This is a genomic window from Marinomonas sp. G8-14 (genome assembly GCF_055808935.1).
In genome coordinates, this window is sequence record NZ_CM147891.1 from 2,356,669 (window position 1) to 2,376,930 (window position 20,262).

General features: G+C 47.6%; 10 protein-coding genes and 1 CRISPR repeat array (1 of these 11 only partly in view). All 10 genes read right to left on the bottom strand.

Features of this window, described 5'->3' with window-relative positions:
• Positions 1 to 9,370: a CRISPR direct-repeat array (repeat unit 29 nt; unit sequence CGGTTAATCCCCATGTGCATGGGGAACGC) (it extends 58 nt beyond the left edge of the window).
• Positions 9,371 to 9,541: 171 nt separating this feature from the next.
• Positions 9,542 to 9,832, bottom strand: coding sequence for a type I-E CRISPR-associated endoribonuclease Cas2e (cas2e, locus tag AC0L6V_RS12135; protein ID WP_265218461.1), 291 nt, complete (start codon positions 9,830 to 9,832; stop codon positions 9,542 to 9,544).
• A 12-nt stretch (positions 9,833 to 9,844) separates the two neighbouring features.
• The gene (gene cas1e / locus AC0L6V_RS12140; RefSeq protein ID WP_265218460.1) at positions 9,845 to 10,765 is read right to left on the bottom strand and encodes a type I-E CRISPR-associated endonuclease Cas1e; all 921 of its coding nucleotides are present in this window, start codon (positions 10,763 to 10,765) and stop codon (positions 9,845 to 9,847) included.
• 138 nt (positions 10,766 to 10,903) lie between these two features.
• Positions 10,904 to 11,545, bottom strand: coding sequence for a type I-E CRISPR-associated protein Cas6/Cse3/CasE (cas6e, locus tag AC0L6V_RS12145; RefSeq protein WP_418138314.1), 642 nt, complete (start codon positions 11,543 to 11,545; stop codon positions 10,904 to 10,906).
• Complete coding sequence (gene cas5e, locus AC0L6V_RS12150) at positions 11,499 to 12,179, bottom strand: type I-E CRISPR-associated protein Cas5/CasD (RefSeq protein WP_265218458.1); 681 nt, start codon at positions 12,177 to 12,179, stop codon at positions 11,499 to 11,501. Before cas5e ends, cas6e begins: the two co-directional genes overlap by 47 nt.
• On the bottom strand, positions 12,179 to 13,414 hold the full coding sequence (gene cas7e / locus AC0L6V_RS12155) for a type I-E CRISPR-associated protein Cas7/Cse4/CasC (RefSeq protein WP_265218457.1): 1,236 nt from the start codon (positions 13,412 to 13,414) through the stop codon (positions 12,179 to 12,181). Before cas7e ends, cas5e begins: the two co-directional genes overlap by 1 nt.
• Positions 13,415 to 13,432: 18 nt before the next feature.
• Positions 13,433 to 13,900, bottom strand: a complete 468-nt coding sequence (casB, locus tag AC0L6V_RS12160) for a type I-E CRISPR-associated protein Cse2/CasB (protein ID WP_265218456.1) — start codon at positions 13,898 to 13,900, stop codon at positions 13,433 to 13,435.
• Positions 13,881 to 15,404, bottom strand: a complete 1,524-nt coding sequence (gene casA / locus AC0L6V_RS12165) for a type I-E CRISPR-associated protein Cse1/CasA (RefSeq protein WP_265218455.1) — start codon at positions 15,402 to 15,404, stop codon at positions 13,881 to 13,883. Before casA ends, casB begins: the two co-directional genes overlap by 20 nt.
• Complete coding sequence (cas3, locus tag AC0L6V_RS12170; protein ID WP_265218454.1) at positions 15,401 to 18,076, bottom strand: CRISPR-associated helicase/endonuclease Cas3; 2,676 nt, start codon at positions 18,074 to 18,076, stop codon at positions 15,401 to 15,403. The genes casA and cas3 overlap by 4 nt, the downstream gene beginning before the upstream one ends.
• A 124-nt stretch (positions 18,077 to 18,200) precedes the next feature.
• Entirely contained in the window at positions 18,201 to 19,028 is an 828-nt protein-coding gene (locus tag AC0L6V_RS12175) for a BrxR family helix-turn-helix transcriptional regulator (RefSeq protein ID WP_265218453.1), read from the bottom strand.
• A gap of 150 nt (positions 19,029 to 19,178) precedes the next feature.
• Positions 19,179 to 20,222 (bottom strand): virulence RhuM family protein, encoded by a 1,044-nt coding sequence (locus AC0L6V_RS12180; RefSeq protein ID WP_265218452.1) that lies wholly within the window; start codon positions 20,220 to 20,222, stop codon positions 19,179 to 19,181.
• Positions 20,223 to 20,262: the final 40 nt, after the last annotated feature.

Consider the following 20,262-nt stretch of genomic DNA (forward strand, 5'->3'; position numbering starts at 1 on the left):
GCACGGTTAATCCCCACGTTCATGGGGAACACACCTAGACCTTGAGCAGCCGCACCAATTAGAACGGTTAATCCCCACGTGCATGGAGAACGCGTTGGTCGTTTCCCTCAGCCAAACACGTTTATCGGTTAATCCCCACGTGCATGGGGAACGCGTAGTCGAAAGCAAGGTGAGTCGTTCCGATTTCGGTTAATCCCCATGTGCATAGGGAACGCACAACCCAAACGGCTGGAAGTTGGAAGAGTTGCGGTTAATCCCCATGTGCATGGGGAACGCGCGCCATTGATCCATTGCTCTGCCGAGTTGGCCGGTTAATCCCCATGTGCATGGGGAACGCTTGGTCTGCTGCGTGTGTACCTGTCCAACCAACGGTTAATCCCCATGTGCATGGGGAACGCCAGCCAGCCGAGTTTACAGGGAAATGACAATTCGGTTAATCCCCATGTGCTCGGGGAACGCCGGGGCCGATTGGTGCATATGTTTACCATTCGCGGTTTATCCCCGTGTGCTCGGGGAACGCATTTGACTGACAAATTAGGTCATTCACCAGATCGGTTAATCCCCATGTGCATGGGGAACGCCTTCCGACAACCCCGCCAACCTTTGCTTGCTGCGGTTAATCCCCATGTGCATGGGGAACGCAAGCACATTGCCAGCCAGCGTAGCCGTAAACGCGGTTAATCCCCATGTGCATGGGGAACGCCTGGTACATGGCACCCGCTGACACTTCGACCGCGGTTAATCCCCATGTGCATGGGGAACGCTCTAAGCGGCTGCATAGTAACTTGTCCTGACCTGGTTAATCCCCATGTGCATGGGGAACGCGTATTTAGAAGATAGTGCAGGAAGTAAGATTCCGGTTAATCCCCATGTGCATGGGGAACGCTAGGAAGGTTGGAATATGATAGCAATGAGATACGGTTAATCCCCATGTGCATGGGGAACGCTAGGCTATGTCGAAGCAACTTCATATCAAGCTCGGTTAATCCCCATGTGCATGGGGAACGCCTAGATAAAGCTAAAAACGCTACCTCTTTAGACGGTTAATCCCCATGTGCATGGGGAACGCATTGACGTGGGAGTTTCAAGGCGATGTGGCTGCGGTTAATCCCCATGTGCATGGGGAACGCCCGTTAGCTTACGCGCCATCGATACAAGATGGCGGTTAATCCCCATGTGCATGGGGAACGCATAGCCGATGCGTTCTTTCAGCATCCGAAACGCGGTTAATCCCCATGTGCATGGGGAACGCGCATTGTTTGACCCATATAGTGATTATGAGACCGGTTAATCCCCATGTGCATGGGGAACGCATAATGAACAAGCTGGTTCTAGTCGCTGGCGGCGGTTAATCCCCATGTGCATGGGGAACGCTTAATGGTGCTTTCTGTGTCGTCTGGAAAAACCGGTTAATCCCCATGTGCATGGGGAACGCGCGCCCCAATCTCACCAATGGCGTAAGTGTCACGGTTAATCCCCATGTGCATGGGGAACGCTTTCACATACTGCGCAATAGCCAAGCGCCCTGCGGTTAATCCCCATGTGCATGGGGAACGCGCGCCCCAATCTCACCAATGGCGTAAGTGTCACGGTTAATCCCCATGTGCATGGGGAACGCTTTCACATACTGCGCAATAGCCAAGCGCCCTGCGGTTAATCCCCATGTGCATGGGGAACGCGCGCCCCAATCTCACCAATGGCGTAAGTGTCACGGTTAATCCCCATGTGCATGGGGAACGCTTTCACATACTGCGCAATAGCCAAGCGCCCTGCGGTTAATCCCCATGTGCATGGGGAACGCCTAAAAATGAGGATGTCGGAGACCTAATAAATCGGTTAATCCCCATGTGCATGGGGAACGCCATCGTTGATCTCTTGGGCATATAAATTAACGCGGTTAATCCCCATGTGCATGGGGAACGCAGCGTCCAGACTCAATCTCTTCTAGATATCCGCGGTTAATCCCCATGTGCATGGGGAACGCCACCACAATGGCGAACTCGAACCTTTAGATAACGGTTAATCCCCATGTGCATGGGGAACGCAAATGGTTACATGGGACTCAACATCTATACGACGGTTAATCCCCATGTGCATGGGGAACGCGTCTTTAGCACCGCGCCAAAGCCTATCAAGGCCGGTTAATCCCCATGTGCATGGGGAACGCAGATAAATAATAGCAAATAAAGGTTGCTAAGTCGGTTAATCCCCATGTGCATGGGGAACGCGTAGGCGGTGCAAAACCTCAACAGGCAAATCGCCGGTTAATCCCCATGTGCATGGGGAACGCGCGCTTTCGGCGGCTTCCTCGGCTTCCAAAGACGGTTAATCCCCATGTGCATGGGGAACGCCCGTTCGATCCGCCACCATATAGAGATTGATACGGTTAATCCCCATGTGCATGGGGAACGCACCCGCGCATAACCAAAACGCATAATAGACACCGGTTAATCCCCATGTGCATGGGGAACGCGTGATGATTGTACGACTAGCCATGATAACTACCGGTTAATCCCCATGTGCATGGGGAACGCGAAGTCATAAACTCAATCTTCACTACTCAGTACGGTTAATCCCCATGTGCATGGGGAACGCTTAGGAGCACATGCCACTGGTTTTTATGTTGTCGGTTAATCCCCATGTGCATGGGGAACGCCTATTTTGCTACTTCTTTTCAGCACTTAGCCGCGGTTAATCCCCATGTGCATGGGGAACGCACTCTATAACCAATGGAAAATGAATCGAGTGCCGGTTAATCCCCATGTGCATGGGGAACGCTTTTTCTTCGTTCTTATCCTGTTTTTTATTTTCGGTTAATCCCCATGTGCATGGGGAACGCCTACACCTACTGACATCATCGGCGCGTTAACGCGGTTAATCCCCATGTGCATGGGGAACGCTTGAAATGTCGTCTAAAGGTAAGTTGGTTAGGCGGTTAATCCCCATGTGCATGGGGAACGCGAGGATACAGAGGGCGAGTCGGCTCTTTTGAGCGGTTAATCCCCATGTGCATGGGGAACGCGGGTTTAATACCCAACTTTTGGCCACCATCCGCGGTTAATCCCCATGTGCATGGGGAACGCTTCTTTTGGCGTTCGACCTGTGAGCGCGGCCGCGGTTAATCCCCATGTGCATGGGGAACGCTGTTTTTCCCATGCCATTGACTCTTTTTCGAGCGGTTAATCCCCATGTGCATGGGGAACGCCTTTCGGTGTGGTTCTACAATCTATGCTGGACCGGTTAATCCCCATGTGCATGGGGAACGCGTTCGTAGGTCGGTGAAACCATTGTAAAGTACCGGTTAATCCCCATGTGCATGGGGAACGCACAAGCCTGAGAGCATCACTAGGCAAGATTTGCGGTTAATCCCCATGTGCATGGGGAACGCAGTATTGGCGCGTCGCGTCAACTATCTAAATCCGGTTAATCCCCATGTGCATGGGGAACGCGCTTTGTTAGGTATTGCGCTGCATAGTAGATGCGGTTAATCCCCATGTGCATGGGGAACGCTGTTCAGCCGCACCGATGTCAACACAACCAACCGGTTAATCCCCATGTGCATGGGGAACGCACCAGTGGCACCGTCGGCAATGGCAATGCGCCCGGTTAATCCCCATGTGCATGGGGAACGCTTGTTGTGGCGCGGCCTGACGTTGATTGCTGGCGGTTAATCCCCATGTGCATGGGGAACGCCCTGATAAAGGACTATCGTCCACACCATCCAACGGTTAATCCCCATGTGCATGGGGAACGCACGCCAAGAGTTACTTACTACGACCATAGTGGCGGTTAATCCCCATGTGCATGGGGAACGCTCTTTTTCGGCTTCCACGTCTTCACGCGATACCGGTTAATCCCCATGTGCATGGGGAACGCGGCCACAGTACGCACCCAGCCAACCGTCAAATACGGTTAATCCCCATGTGCATGGGGAACGCTGTTTTTTCATTCTGTCAATGTCTTGTTTAGTCGGTTAATCCCCATGTGCATGGGGAACGCGTTGTGCCATTTCACAAGTCAAATAAAACGGACGGTTAATCCCCATGTGCATGGGGAACGCCATGTTAACTGTAATTGCACCAGGTGATATTCCGGTTAATCCCCATGTGCATGGGGAACGCTGTGCGCGAACCCAACAACCAGAATAGATCGTCGGTTAATCCCCATGTGCATGGGGAACGCTAAATCCGACAATGATGGTGATGACGTATTCACGGTTAATCCCCATGTGCATGGGGAACGCGATCTATCACCCAGCTCAACCGCCAATGCCGCCGGTTAATCCCCATGTGCATGGGGAACGCGCAGTGGGATAACTGTAATGGATCAATAAACGCGGTTAATCCCCATGTGCATGGGGAACGCGCGATCTTCAAATGCCAGGCGTGTAAGCTCGCCGGTTAATCCCCATGTGCATGGGGAACGCAAGGGGTAGACCATGAAACGCAAATTAATAATCGGTTAATCCCCATGTGCATGGGGAACGCTGCAATGCGATCGGTAGAGACGAGCATGAGCGCGGTTAATCCCCATGTGCATGGGGAACGCTGTGAAATAGCTAACAGATTGTGAAATGTTATCGGTTAATCCCCATGTGCATGGGGAACGCTGTATTTTCCTCGGTATGTACCCAAAAAATGACGGTTAATCCCCATGTGCATGGGGAACGCCGTTGCTTGATCCGGTTTCTGGCTTCGGATCGCGGTTAATCCCCATGTGCATGGGGAACGCTCTAGGACGACCGTTTTACCGTCAATTAAATACGGTTAATCCCCATGTGCATGGGGAACGCTCAGTAATAACCTTGTCGCAAAAATGCAGACGCGGTTAATCCCCATGTGCATGGGGAACGCCTGACACACGGGTCATCTATCAAGGCGGAAACCGGTTAATCCCCATGTGCATGGGGAACGCAATGTATTTGACGATATAACCCACCGCCGAACCGGTTAATCCCCATGTGCATGGGGAACGCCAACTCTTGATTGATAACGCTCGCCGTCTCGGCGGTTAATCCCCATGTGCATGGGGAACGCAGCGTATCGAGATAGACAAGGTTCTATCTCGCCGGTTAATCCCCATGTGCATGGGGAACGCAACCCGACATTGCCGAAGAGTTTTTAGACAACCGGTTAATCCCCATGTGCATGGGGAACGCCAGAATGCGGTAATATTCGTCATTTTGGTTCGCGGTTAATCCCCATGTGCATGGGGAACGCTTCACCATTATCTTTCCAGTATCTAAAGCACGCGGTTAATCCCCATGTGCATGGGGAACGCTTGAATGGCGCATAAGCGTTCATCAAAGCAACCGGTTAATCCCCATGTGCATGGGGAACGCAAACTTCTTGCAGCAAGGTTCAACTACTGACGCGGTTAATCCCCATGTGCATGGGGAACGCGATTCCAAGAGCTTGCGTATGGTGCTGGCCAGCGGTTAATCCCCATGTGCATGGGGAACGCTCTTTACACTCAGGCCATTTTTGAATTAGTTGAGGTTAATCCCCATGTGCATGGGGAACGCCGGAACCATCTGCATTGACGGTTATCTTTTTGCGGTTAATCCCCATGTGCATGGGGAACGCTCCAAGCTCATCAAGCTCAACAATGTCACGGTCGGTTAATCCCCATGTGCATGGGGAACGCGGGATAATCTGTTTGATAGCGTTTTCTGAAAGCGGTTAATCCCCATGTGCATGGGGAACGCATATACGGCCTTAATTTGTTCAATAGTAGCAACGGTTAATCCCCATGTGCATGGGGAACGCCGATTGCGCTTCCCGCATATTTCCCGTTAGTTCGGTTAATCCCCATGTGCATGGGGAACGCGGTTTAAGTAACAAAAGCCCTCGCAATGAGGGCGGTTAATCCCCATGTGCATGGGGAACGCATGTTAGTTCACAATAACTATGAATATAGTCACGGTTAATCCCCATGTGCATGGGGAACGCCGTGTCGGCAATGTAGAAGCTAAATTTGAATGCGGTTAATCCCCATGTGCATGGGGAACGCAGTATATCTAGTAACTGACTTTGCAGCCAAGGCGGTTAATCCCCATGTGCATGGGGAACGCTGAATTGTCTCTAATCATTTTCGCAGCCTCGCCGGTTAATCCCCATGTGCATGGGGAACGCAGTAAGATCCTTGTTGCTCGTAACCGTCCCGCCGGTTAATCCCCATGTGCATGGGGAACGCCAGTAAAAACACCCGAGTTTCCAGCGGTATCACGGTTAATCCCCATGTGCATGGGGAACGCCCCCTCGAAAGAGGGGTTTAGTTTATCTAAGCCGGTTAATCCCCATGTGCATGGGGAACGCCGGATCACCACCTTTTGCGTAAGTCGCAGAACCGGTTAATCCCCATGTGCATGGGGAACGCCACAGGCACGGAGCGAAAGGCTGGCCAAAGTCCGGTTAATCCCCATGTGCATGGGGAACGCTAAAGATACTAGAATTATGTTTGGTGCTGGATCGGTTAATCCCCATGTGCATGGGGAACGCAACAAGTTTTCATCGTTCGGGGCGAGGCGGAACGGTTAATCCCCATGTGCATGGGGAACGCTGAGAGCGATCATCCGCTTATGGGCTATAGAGCGGTTAATCCCCATGTGCATGGGGAACGCCCTTTATTTTTTTTGCATTTTCCTTATATCTACGGTTAATCCCCATGTGCATGGGGAACGCTTATTTGAGTAGGCTGTTTAATGCAGGTATGGCGGTTAATCCCCATGTGCATGGGGAACGCAAGTGGTGAAATTAAAGCAAGTACTAAAAGCCCGGTTAATCCCCATGTGCATGGGGAACGCTTCCCCACGAGCCATGGCCGCATCAATTTCAGCGGTTAATCCCCATGTGCATGGGGAACGCGCATCTCTACCCTCTGTCACAATAACAGTGCTTGGTTAATCCCCATGTGCATGGGGAACGCCTCTGCATGTGCTGCCTAGTGTTGGGCAACAGCGGTTAATCCCCATGTGCATGGGGAACGCCAATCTAGTTTGCGAGAAATGCTTTCTAGGTGCGGTTAATCCCCATGTGCATGGGGAACGCGAGGGCTTCGCCCTGCGGGGAAGATTTAAGACCGGTTAATCCCCATGTGCATGGGGAACGCTTGTGTTATGACGCCTTCTGCTTTAGCGTTGGCGGTTAATCCCCATGTGCATGGGGAACGCGCCAAACACGATCAAGGCAAGCCGCTTTATAACGGTTAATCCCCATGTGCATGGGGAACGCACGATAATCGCCTTCTACTTTGGTGGCGGATTCGGTTAATCCCCATGTGCATGGGGAACGCTGAGTTAGCTATTGCATTAATATCTGTTTCTTCGGTTAATCCCCATGTGCATGGGGAACGCGAAGAGCGTCAATTCAACCAGCCCAACACTGTCGGTTAATCCCCATGTGCATGGGGAACGCTACACAAATGAGTACACGATTTCAACAAAATGCGGTTAATCCCCATGTGCATGGGGAACGCCAAACTACGCTCAAGCATTAAATCGTGCCAATCGGTTAATCCCCATGTGCATGGGGAACGCCTAAGCGCGTCAATCTGTCGCGGGTATCATCACGGTTAATCCCCATGTGCATGGGGAACGCTCCACCTTGGGGCGGTTGCTGATTATATCCGCCGGTTAATCCCCATGTGCATGGGGAACGCTATCATATTACCGTCAGAATCAAACACCGCCGCGGTTAATCCCCATGTGCATGGGGAACGCCCCAGTTGCAGTGGCTGCCTCAATATCTGATACGGTTAATCCCCATGTGCATGGGGAACGCTAGTTGGTGATCGTGCGCGGAAAAAGCATCATCGGTTAATCCCCATGTGCATGGGGAACGCTAAACATGCTGCCAATCGAAACTAATTTAGAACGGTTAATCCCCATGTGCATGGGGAACGCGCAAACTGTACATGCCAGAGCGGATAGCGGTTTCCGGTTAATCCCCATGTGCATGGGGAACGCGCCTTCATGTCTATTTCACAATCTATCGAACCTCGGTTAATCCCCATGTGCATGGGGAACGCGTTTGTGTAACCAACAAAAAACAAACCTGCATCGGTTAATCCCCATGTGCATGGGGAACGCTTCAATTCAAAGCTGTCTTTGACTAGCTGGCGCGGTTAATCCCCATGTGCATGGGGAACGCGGATTGGCAGGATCAAGCCAGCCCGTTACCGACGGTTAATCCCCATGTGCATGGGGAACGCTTGCAGGTTTATTCAAAATATTTTCAACAGCTCGGTTAATCCCCATGTGCATGGGGAACGCATACTTTATCTGTTGATGTTTGAAATACTGCGCGGTTAATCCCCATGTGCATGGGGAACGCGCTAGCATCTGCGCCATTGTTTTTTCTAATGGCGGTTAATCCCCATGTGCATGGGGAACGCCACGCTCGCGGAATGTTACCCGCGCTGTTTCGCGGTTAATCCCCATGTGCATGGGGAACGCGCTCATGCTGAGCGATTGGGAAGGGACAATACTGGTTAATCCCCATGTGCATGGGGAACGCTTGTCTAGCGTCTCCAAGGCGGCAAGTTTGTGCGGTTAATCCCCATGTGCATGGGGAACGCAAACAACTGCTCTGCCACGGCATCTGTATTGACGGTTAATCCCCATGTGCATGGGGAACGCTCTATCCATTCTTTAAACGAATTTAGCGCGGTCGGTTAATCCCCATGTGCATGGGGAACGCTTCGATTTCGGTTGTGCTGTTCTTGCCTTTGGCGGTTAATCCCCATGTGCATGGGGAACGCTAATAAAGGTTACTCCTCAAATAAATGGCTTACGGTTAATCCCCATGTGCATGGGGAACGCAATCAATAGATTCAATTTTTATAGAGGCTATACGGTTAATCCCCATGTGCATGGGGAACGCCTGACCCGCAATGGTAATAAATGCCATATCCGCGGTTAATCCCCATGTGCATGGGGAACGCCCAGTGCCGCGCCCACCGCCGCATAAACCGTGCGGTTAATCCCCATGTGCATGGGGAACGCAGCTGTGTCAAAATCAGCTCCGCCATAAATGGCGGTTAATCCCCATGTGCATGGGGAACGCTGCATCTTGACCTTCTAGTTCATTTCTTAATCCGGTTAATCCCCATGTGCATGGGGAACGCTCTACCGCAGATTTCACGCGATCAAATTTCCACGGTTAATCCCCATGTGCATGGGGAACGCTGATTGACATCATTTTGATCCGTTTCCCCTGTCGGTTAATCCCCATGTGCATGGGGAACGCGTCTCGCAATCTAGAAATACAAGATATTGAAACGGTTAATCCCCATGTGCATGGGGAACGCTTCAATCTGAGAAACTTCGGCCACTTTGATGGCGGTTAATCCCCATGTGCATGGGGAACGCTCTTAGTGTAGACGATTGTTTTGCAAAGAAAAATTCTTTAGCAAAAAATCCACCAAGAGTTTTTCTCTTTTTTGAATTTTTAAAGAACTGTAACCAATTGATTTTAAAAACTTTTATTTATTTCTTTTTTAGAACAAACCGTTCCACCAAAATTTTTTTAAGATCAATAAGTTAGTTATCTTTTGGTAAAAAGGAGACCAGTCTCAATCCATCTAAATCAACAGGAATCCGTCTATTTTCGCCATAAGTTTGAAACTCAAATCCTGATTCGGTATTGGTCGCCCAAGCCATTACAACATTGCCCTGTTCCGCTAAAACATTGATTTGCTCCCAGATCATTTCACGGATTTTGCGTGAGGTATCGCCGATATAAACACCGGCACGAATCTCTAATAACCAGATGGCTAAACGCCCTCTTAGCCTATCCGGTACGTTTTCCGTTACCACTACCAACATGCTCATGATGTTTCTCCGCTAATGACTCCGATGACCACTATCAGCCAAGGACTCTGGTTCTGGAATCGCGGGAGGTTGGCTATCCTTTGGTGGTTCGGGTGGTGCTATCTCGCCTGCTGCAAGGACCTCTTCAATTAATGGAATCAGCTTATCCAGCACTTTGGCGCTGCGGAAAATATCTCGGCAGGCAATACGCACATCTTTATCAGGCTGATGAGTCCCCTTGGCAGCGATTTCAAAGGCTTTAGGAACCACTGCATCAAACTTGATAATGTCGGCAATATCATAAACAAAAGATAGGGGCTTACCTGTATGGACAAAGCCAATAGCAGGTGCGTAACCTGCGGCAAGGATGGCCGCTTCGGTAATGCCGTATAGACATGAGGTAGCCGCACTGATGCATTGGTTGACGGTATCACCCTTTTCCCAATCCTTCGGGTCATAACGGCGGCCTTGCCAATCCACACCGTAACGCTTAGCAAGTAACTTATAGGTTTCTTTGACTCGTGCGCCTTCGATACCGCGTAGTTGCTCCACCGAGCGGCGACTAGGCGGCGCTTCGCCAAAACGCAGCTCGAACATTTTACGCACGACTTTTAGGCGTAAGTCATCGTCTAAGGCAAGCTTAGCTTGATAAAGCAGACGATCCGAACGAGCACCACCCGGTTGCCCTGATGCATACAAACGCACACCCGCTTCGCCGACCCAAACTAGTAATGTCCCCACAGTTGCTGCCAACTTCACCGCCGCATGAGACACCCGCGTGCCCGGCTCCAGCATAATGCACGCCACCGAACCCACTGGAATATGGGTGCGCACACCATTCACATCAATCAGCACAAACGCCCCGTCTTTCACATCCAACTGACCGTATTGCAGAAAAATCATCGACACCCGATTCTTAATCGGAATCGGATTCAGTGCAATAAAACTACTCATACTTGGCTCCTTGTATGGTTTAGCTCATTACTATTTGTGGCTCGCCAATTAAGGCTCAGGTAAATTTTTAAACCCGTTGGATTCGACGGGTTTAAAACAATGCCAATGTCATTAGATTCAATGACATTGGGAGAATATTTATCCCGCAGGGGCCAGTGATAGCATCCCGCACCCCATTCCTTTAGCCGCCCCAATACCTGTTTGAAGCATTTGTGAAAATGCCTCGGCATTATCAATAGATAGCACTCCTTCAAAACAAACAGGCTTAATCTGACCACGGCGGTCTTCAGATTCTTTATAGAAATACAGAGGCTTTTCTACTTGTACTTGAATAGATTGCAAAGTCGCTTTTCCTTCAAGCTTTCGTTGCAACCAATTGATTTGATCTTCTTCTTTAAGTAAAGGAACTCGACAACTTTTTGGCTCCCCTTTTTTTGTTAATCGACCATATTTATCCTTGATCGTTTTCACAGGGTTTGCTCGCAACTTAAAACGTATAATTGAGCCTGTTTCGATGTTTGGCTTAAAAGACTTGCTTGCCATAATCATGGCAACATCAGCATTTATTGGCTCTTGCTCTGATTGCAACAAAACCAATGCACCAATTCCTTTTTGGTATTGCTCAACTCGAAATTGAAAATCACGCTTTTGACCATCTCTATCAGGAAACAGTTGCCATAATGCTTTATGTAACTTGTAAGGATTCTCGACCCATTTCCAGTTAACCATGACTTTACTTAGATACATTTCCGATCCCTCCTTGAACAATAAACCATTCACGTGTTGCGAATTGTCTAGGCAAATTAATAATAGGCTCGTCTCGAACTGAAACTCGCCCATCATATTCTGTATTTGCTATTTCGCTATAAACGATACCTTCAATGGGAGGATGAAGGTTTAATGCATCCAGCGGTTTTTCTGCCTCGACTTCTGATAAATAAAGAGGCTCAGACAACGGACAGCTCCGGCGACCAAGATAAGGTGTGAAGACAGGTTTTTTAACCGCTAGCGCCAATTGCTCTAATGAAACAGTAGAAGACTCAACCGTCCACACTGCAAGAGTAAACGTCGCATCACATAAGTATTCTCGCCATGTTTGTATGGTTTCGTGGCTTTTTAAACCTTGGTAACTTTCACGAGCGTCTTTTACCGTATGGTAATCCGTTAGCTTAGTAACCTTGATCACCTTCCCTTCGATATTTTTTTGCTCGCACCGTATAGCAAAACGCACCCCATTACTCAGTTCTTGCAGGGCTTTACGATCATTACGACGAATCCCAAGACAAGCACCTAAAAGACCCAATAAGCCACTACGAGTGGGGAACGCAGCACTTGGGCGCGTTCCTTCAAAACTTGGCTGTCCCCACGCTTGCATGGGGCCAGAAAGCCTTAATATCAGATATTGCCCCATCATTACACCTCGCCATTGTTACGGATCCATTCTTTCAGTGATGCAAGAGTATCGAGTGATGTAATCCCTTCTGGCACGTCGTTAACTGAAATTTGGAACTGTGCCGTCGCACCATTTAATCCATAGCCTTTAGCAACCTTTTCCCAGTAGCCATTCAAGCTTTTAATCGAAGGAGATAAATATCCACCTTGAGAATCTTGTTTTACAGGTTGCTCGAACGCATTGGCTAGTGACATTGGAAAATCAGAGAAGGAAACCATCACTAAATCAGCTGGGTTAAAGGCTGCAAAGCTGCGCTGTTTTGCGTTAGGCGTTTCTGTAGCGAGCAGATGCGCCAAATGGGACGCAATATCCAGTGCTTTTGCCCTATCCGCATTACCAAGGTTTTCTTGTAGCTGGCTAATATTTAAACTGGCATAGCGATAAAACACCCCCGCTGAAAACTCTTGGGTGTCAAGATGACCCGAGCCAAGTGGCTGCAAATCATCCACAGCGGTAAACCAGTCAATATCGGAATTTACTGTATGAGTCGTAATAGAATGTGCTAATGATAAAGCACCATCAATGTTTGTCATTAAACCAGACGTCGCCATACGACCAGATAAGGCAATATCTAATGTTTGTCCACATGCTTGAGAAAGTACTTTTATATTATCTTTCACCAACCCAGCCACTTTTTTAAGATAGAAGTCATCTTTTATCTCATCATCCGATTTTCTTGGTTTCTTCTGTGTAGGCTTACGAGCATGCTCTTTATTAATATTTTGAGCCAAGCTGGCTTCTTCTTTTTCTGTTAAAGGTGTTTGGTAAGCTGTCTTCACCAAAGACATTAATTCCTTAAACTCTTCTAATGACCATGGAGCCACAGCTACTTTTTTTGTACTAACAACACTTTCCTCTTCTTCATTGCTTTCATCATTAGCTGATGATGTCGCCGACTGACTTGTAAAAGCCTTAATAGTTTTATGTATCCAGTCTTTATCCTCTTCATTTTCTATTTCCAGCCTCGATCCTAGCTCTTCTGCAAGTAGAGCTAGCTGTCTTGTTCTAATACTAGAGCTACCAAAATGATTTGCGTAATAGTCACTTTTACGAAAAGCGCGTTTAAGGCTTTGGCTGGAGATACGTACACGTCGCTTACCACCAAAAACAGCATCCTTTTGCATATTCATATCATCACGGTTTAAACAGGCTGGGCTATGGGAAATAAGCACATGGAAATTAATAAAGTTAGTCATGATTGAGTCCTTCTAGAGTTAATCTTTTTTTGGTGTAGCAAGCACAAAGTCTTCCAGTAACTGGCGCTTAGCCTTCGCGCCCCAGTACTGCAATTGTTGAGCAAAATCGTCCCAATTTAGAGTAGGCTGAGCATGAATCAGTAAGCGGCGAAGCTGTACCAAATCATTGGGATAATCTGCTCGGATAAGCTGAAAAACTCGACGTTCATTAATGGCGCCAGTCTTAGCCAAGGCCCTGCCTAAGCTGACTTTTTCAGCAGTATTTTTCACCACGTTTTTACCCGAACTCAAGCAAAACACCATGCTCAGTAACTGGCGTTGATTGTCTTTTTCCTGCCAGCCAAATGGCTGAACCAAGCGGTAAAACGCCGGAATATCTTGTAGCTCATCCGGTTTGGTGACACGTCTTAATTGGGCACTGGCTCCTGAGTCCAGTGTTTGCCAAGCGTTAAAGAGTGCCATGGCATCAAGCTTCTTGAGGGTCATGTTTCTCTCCTTGAGGTTGAAGTTCTGAAAGAGACTTATGCAAATTACGACGGGCGATTGCCATGGAGGCAACCAGTTTAGGATGATGGTAATAAGGAGCTGTCGTCTGCTGAAAAAGTTGCAGGCAAATATCACGCAGTTGCAGCCTTAAATAAGCGAGGATTTGTTCACTCTGATCAAAATCTAAGCTAGCCAGCAAACTTGTAATAACGGGGTCACTCTGACGATAGAATTGCTGCTCAGCGACCTCCTGTACGGCAACACCCGCGCCTTTTATCTCGCTATTTCTAACCCCTTCGGCGAATAAGAATAGAGCTTTACGCAACGCGGTTTTATAACCCAAACCTATCTGCACCACTGCGAGAATGGTATCTGGGTGCTTTTCCCAGCCTTGATTAAAAGATAAGACTTCGTGGCGACGTTCTAAAATAGATGCTTGATTATTACGATAACCGCCAACAATCAGATGCAGACGATGTCCTGGCCAAATCTGCTGCATTTGTTGTAAAACAGACGCTGTTTTATGACCTTCTTGCCCTTTCTCTACCTGCTGTGCCACCAGCATTCGACTGATCTGAGTCCAAGAAGGTGCAGAAGTAGTAAAGGCCAAAAACTTCTCTTCTTGTTGGCCTTTTTTGATCTGCAATACACGAGGAGAATGCGGATGGGGCCAAACACCGTCTACAGTAAAATTAAATTTCGCTTTTAGAAAACCACTGTAGCGCTGAATGCTATAAGCACCACAGGTTGAGCACTGACCTTCACCTACAGGTGGACATAATTCAATATGATCTGGTTGCCAAAACAAACCTCTCAGCAACCCAATCTTTATCGCTGGTATCTTCTCACCTGCAACAATAAGCTGTAGCCAAGTGGGTGCTTGGTCAGTCAATTCTCGCCAATCAGGCATAGAAGAATCCAAATGTTCTTCTGTTAAGACATTGAGCCATACTGTCGTGCGCAGGTCGCTCCCTTTGATCAACGTTGTAACAGGGGACCCACCGCGCAGACCACTTTTAAAACCACCACCAAAGCTAGGCGCATTATTGGCTTGGTTAAAAAGCGCAATCGCTGCACAACCACCGCATAGGCTTTCCGCCTGATTTGGTTCATTAACAAAAGCGCTGTTTGTAGCTCCAGTTAACCCCGCCATCAGCTTATCCATACCCGTTGGCTCTTTGGCCGCTACACCTTTTACCTGCATAAAAGGATATTCTGGGTGATCTAAGCGGAAAGTTTCTCCCCATTGCGCTACGCCTTGCTGAAAGTCTGACTCATTTAGCACATCCCTAACTCGCGCCAAAAATTCGCCCTTATATTTAGGCAGCCAAGTGACCTGCACTAGGCAAATTAGCAATTGCAATGCAGCCAATTCCATATCATCTCTTGGCAAGCACAGTATCCACCTTACTTGCCCACAGAAAAGCTGTTGCAAAGTTATTTTTTCCGGCTCGCCTCCGGCTAGAGGCCGAACGGGAATCCAGTTATCTAAAAGTAGGTTCATTGTTGCTTCTCCAATCCTTTCTCCTGTGAATAAACAAATTTCACACCTTTTTTACCTTTAAATTCAAAGACATCACCCAATCTCTGACCCGGCAACCAAATCAGCCCCTCTTCATCCGCTTTTTGTAAAAACAGATCCTTCCATGTGGAGGGAACATTGACACGATTTAAGATTTGAGCTTCTTGTTTTTCGAACTCTGGAATCCGCTCTAGCACTTTACCATCTAATAGTTGCTTACCTTGTGCTGTCTCAATATAAGGAATAACAGGTAAGCTCATGTCACCATCGCGGGTAACTGCACGAATATTAGCCTCATCATCTTTATGTGGCACTGCCTCTTTCGCCCATTCCAACATCTGCCGAGCTAACCCTCTATTAATGAATTCTTTCTTTTTAAATTCTTCATAACCTAGACGCACCCATTCAGGCTCATCACCCTTTAATTCCTTTTGATAGATAGGTTCGATCCAATCACGGTAGGCAGGAGGGAATTGCAAAGACGATTGCCCAAGCGCTTCGATATGTTGCTGAGTTCGCCACATAACCACTGTATTGGAATAAATTACGCCACTGCCACCATAACTCTCTTCTTTTGGCAGTAAGACAGTGGCTTTAGGTTCAGGAAAGCTTTTCGGGCGATTGTCTCGTTTATGTCTATGGACCCTGCCAAATCTCTGAAACAGTAGGTCCACAGGACAGAGTTGAGTAATTTGCCAGTCGAAATCAAGATCAAGGGATTGTTCTACAACCTGTGTGGATACCAGAATGCGCCCTACACTACGGTTTCCATCAGGCCCAAAGTAAGACAGTACTTTTTCCTCTATTGCCTGCCGGTCGATCAATGTAAAACGCGAGTGGAAGAGAATGACCTCATGATGAGTCAGTGCTTTAAGCTGCTCATAAACTTGCTGTGCAACATCAACTAAATTGCAAATTAAGCACACTTGAGCACCTTCTTGCTCGACAGCATCTACCATTCGCTCTAATAGCTCATGGGTGGGTATAAGCTGCTCTGAATAATAAGGCTCAAGTGTTAGAGAAATAGGATTAGGTTGGTGCTCTGGCGTTTTCTCTAAATCCCAAAACCGAGCTTTATCACTCCCTTTCCAGCTCACTAATGGATAAGCTTCTGGAATTTCTAGCTCCACCTCGCCATAAGTCGCCATTAGCTGGCGCTTTTGATGTTTTGGTAAGGTTGCCGATAGCAATATTGCACTGCCACCTGCTCGCGCCTGTTGTTTAAGCACTTCTTCTAGCAGGCCATACATATAAGTTGAATAGGCATGTACCTCGTCCACAATAAGAATGCTTCGTCCCACAAATCCACGAATAAAACGATGCCTCACTGGTAATACGGACACCAATACCTGATCTATGGTGCATACCCCGATTTGACCTAGAAATACACGTTTACGGCTTTGTGTTAACCATTCACAACACTGTGCCCATGCTTCTTCTTGCTGTTGAACATTACCGCCTCGTTGCTTAATCGCTTTAAATTCCTCATTAAAACGAGAATTACCGTGCGCTAAGATTATATTTGGCTGGTCAAACAGCTTATCTGCCAATGACCCCAAACGACTTAGCATAGCGTTTGCTGTCGCTTGAGTGGGTAAAGCAAAAACAATACTGTCTGCCAGTCCAGCCTCTAATAACCGCCATGCGTAGGCTAAAGCAAGTTCCGTTTTGCCCGACCCCGTCGGACCTTCAACCTGAGTTAAACCAGATGCTATGGGTAAATGATCCACCAATACCTGAAGCTGTCTAGGTTCATAACCTTGCTTTAATAAACTCGCCACGCCCCCATAGGGTCGGCTTTCTTTTATCAAGCCACTGCGTGCTATCACTAAGGCTGCATCTCGTTTATATTTTTCCTGAAAATAGTCTCGCAATGCTCCTAAACTGTCGCAAGGCGATGCCCGATAAAGGAATGTATCTTCTGAGATCCAAGACCCTAACCAATCGGAAATAGAGCAAAAAGCAGCAAGTAAAGACGATGGAGCAGGTGGAATATATTCAAGAGACAAGCCAACTGGCTCTAAGAAAAGCGCTTCTAAAACCTTTAACCATGCCTGTCGAGCTAATTTATCTCGCTCTGCAAGCTGTGGATATTCAGCAAGCATAAGGTTGTTGACGTTTTCCCTTCTCACAATATAGCCATGGTGCCCTGTCACGGCTTCTAACCAACTAAACCACTCTTGATATGGGTGCTCTAAAGGAGCACTTAATAAAAAATCTAAACTACCCATCGCCATACTAGACGTTGGCTGAGAATCTTCAACAAACCAATATAAGCCGGCACGTCCATGATCAAAACCCTTACACGCCGTATAAGAAGGGCGTTGAACAGGTTTATCATCAGGGTTTAGTAATATCCACACACTATCTGCCTTACATTGAAAACGAATATCGAATTTTCCAAGATCATGCAAAGCAATAAAAAATAGCACCCAGGCTCTAACTTGTTCCTCAGGTAAATCATTGCCTTGTACAAATCGGTTTCGCATAACAAAGCTATGATCCCACCAATAAGCAGCGACAGCGGTCACATCCAAGCAATGAAAAGGAAGCAAGTGATAAGGATCCCCCTCATCGGATGAAGATCGAGCCTTTCCCCAATACTTCGAAATAAGAGAAAGAGCCTCTTTAATAGCCAATTTTTTCTCACTCACTATGGTTCTCCTTCCTTCAATTCCAATACTTTGATTGATTTCCCGTCCTCCCACAACACTGTTCATTTACACACGTAAAGTCATTTGACAGGTTTTGCCCTATGTCAGCGTTTTATGGTGTTTATCAGTCAAATAACCATTGTTTTATGTCGGTATAGTTAACACACACCAGTTGTTGGGCTTGGGGGTTGGCTTCGAGCATTTTGGTTTTGATTTGCAAGTCGTCTAGGGTGTATTTAACAAGAGCGGCGCGGGTGGTGACGTTGAGCTGTCCATCCGTCATGCCATAGTCGTTTTCCAAGACGCGTTTTTGTTTGTCGGTGAGGCGCGAATCAGGGGCTAGAATGAGGCTGACTGGGGTGTTCCACAGTGTGTCTTGTTGCTCGGTATGTTCGCTGGCTTTGCCATCGTAGTCGACATGTTGAAAGCGGCTCAAGACGAAGTCGAGGTAGTGTTGTCGCATGTCGCAGTAAGCACGAACGTGCCAGCGTCCTGCAGTTTTTACAAAGCTATGGGGATAGAGTAGCCGACCTTGTGGGTCGCTGCTGGAAACAGAGAGGTATTCGCAATCTACGGCGGTTTTGTCTCTGACGGCTTTTAATAACGGCCGCATGACTTGTGGCGAAACGAAGCGTGCTAGGGCTTCTATTCTGTGTTGAGCGGAGTGCGTGGCGGTATTCGAAAAAGTGGGGATTTTGCCGTAATTTAGCCAATCAAAGTATTCATCCACGGTTTGGTCAATGTAATGCGGTTTGAAGTGGTCTGTTATTTGATAGGCTTTTCGTTTGGCATCATAGTCTAGCGAGTTTGGAAAATTGGCCTGATATTGTTTAAGAAGCTGGCTGACACTTTGCCGCGATAGGCCGAAGCTCTTGATTAAAGGGGTGGTGTTAATCTGCCCTTCCCAAAAAGCCAGTAGTTCTATCATCCAATAACGTTGCGCCACTTCCATTCTGAGCATTCCTTTACATTTGACGGTCTAGCAATGTAACGCAGTTTTGTTTGATCGCCAAATCACAATTGTGGTGTTTTTGTAGTCAGATCAATAAATGTGTCGCTGTGTGTTTGCTTGTTGATTAGCGCCCTGCCTATGCAGATTTATCTACGTCCTTTTTTTATTGCTCAGTAATTGCTTCACTTCACGGTCAAAATCTGATTCTATTTTTTGTTGTTTATTAAACTGTTCATACTCAATATGGGCTTTTTGCTCTGCGGCTTGACGCGATACTTGGCCGTAACCTTCTAACACTTGATACTCGTTGAAGGCTAAAAATTTATTAACGCTTTCCGCAAAGGCTTCCATGGTAAAGGTATTGCGGCGCTCAATGATGCCTTCTATGTAGTCAAAAAAGGCGGAAACTGTGCGCTCTAATTTTTTGATTTCATCTTCACTTAGGTAGTTTTTCGCGATGGTTGTATCGGATTTAAGCACTCGACCTGAAGGGGCGTTTTTATACGTCATCATGCCCATCAAGGGTTGGCTGGCATCGGCTTTCAGTGAAATAATTTCTGCCGCCGTATGCCCTGTAATAGCAAAGTGAAACTTATCTTGCACATGGGCATAGAACAAGTGCGTTGTTTCTGAACGTGGGTCGTAATCAATACTGCATTCAGCAAAAATATCGGTTATCTGCTGATAAACACGTCGCTCACTGGCTCGAATGGAGCGAACTCGTTCCAGTAATTCTTTAAAGTAATCCTTGCCAAAAAAGCGACCGTTTTTAAGACGTTCATCATCCATAGCAAAGCCTTTGATGATGTAGTCTTTAATGAGTTGAGTTGCCCAGATACGAAATTGGGTGGCTTGCGTTGAGTTAACCCGATAGCCGACCGAGATCACGGCATCTAAGTTGTAATATCTCACAGGTTTAGTTTGCGTTTTATCCGCCATGGCACCATGAGCAGTGGTATGTTCCAAAATGGAAATAACCAGTTCCTCTTGCAGCTCACCGCTTTCAAAAATATTTTTTAAATGCTTAGAGATAGCCGGACGTTGTACCCCAAACAGCTCTGCTATCCGCTCCTGTGTTAACCAAATGGTTTCACCACTGAGCAATACTTCTACTTTTACGTCTCCATTCGGGGCGGTATAAAGTAAGAATTCTGAGGTTTGGTCTTGTAGGCTAAGTTGCGTTTTTTTGATCATAACACCCTCTCCCAATGGTCAATGTTATCTGCATCCATGC

Bases quoted from the DNA above. Each gene is read 5' to 3' on its own strand.
- AC0L6V_RS12180 (WP_265218452.1), bottom strand. From the start codon at position 20,222: ATGATCAAAAAAACGCAACTTAGCCTACAAGACCAAACCTCAGAATTC.
- casA (WP_265218455.1), bottom strand. From the start codon at position 15,404: ATGAACCTACTTTTAGATAACTGGATTCCCGTTCGGCCTCTAGCCGGA.
- casB (WP_265218456.1), bottom strand. From the start codon at position 13,900: ATGACCCTCAAGAAGCTTGATGCCATGGCACTCTTTAACGCTTGGCAA.
- cas7e (WP_265218457.1), bottom strand. From the start codon at position 13,414: ATGACTAACTTTATTAATTTCCATGTGCTTATTTCCCATAGCCCAGCC.
- cas1e (WP_265218460.1), bottom strand. From the start codon at position 10,765: ATGAGTAGTTTTATTGCACTGAATCCGATTCCGATTAAGAATCGGGTG.
- cas2e (WP_265218461.1), bottom strand. From the start codon at position 9,832: ATGAGCATGTTGGTAGTGGTAACGGAAAACGTACCGGATAGGCTAAGA.
- AC0L6V_RS12175 (WP_265218453.1), bottom strand. From the start codon at position 19,028: ATGGAAGTGGCGCAACGTTATTGGATGATAGAACTACTGGCTTTTTGG.
- cas5e (WP_265218458.1), bottom strand. From the start codon at position 12,179: ATGATGGGGCAATATCTGATATTAAGGCTTTCTGGCCCCATGCAAGCG.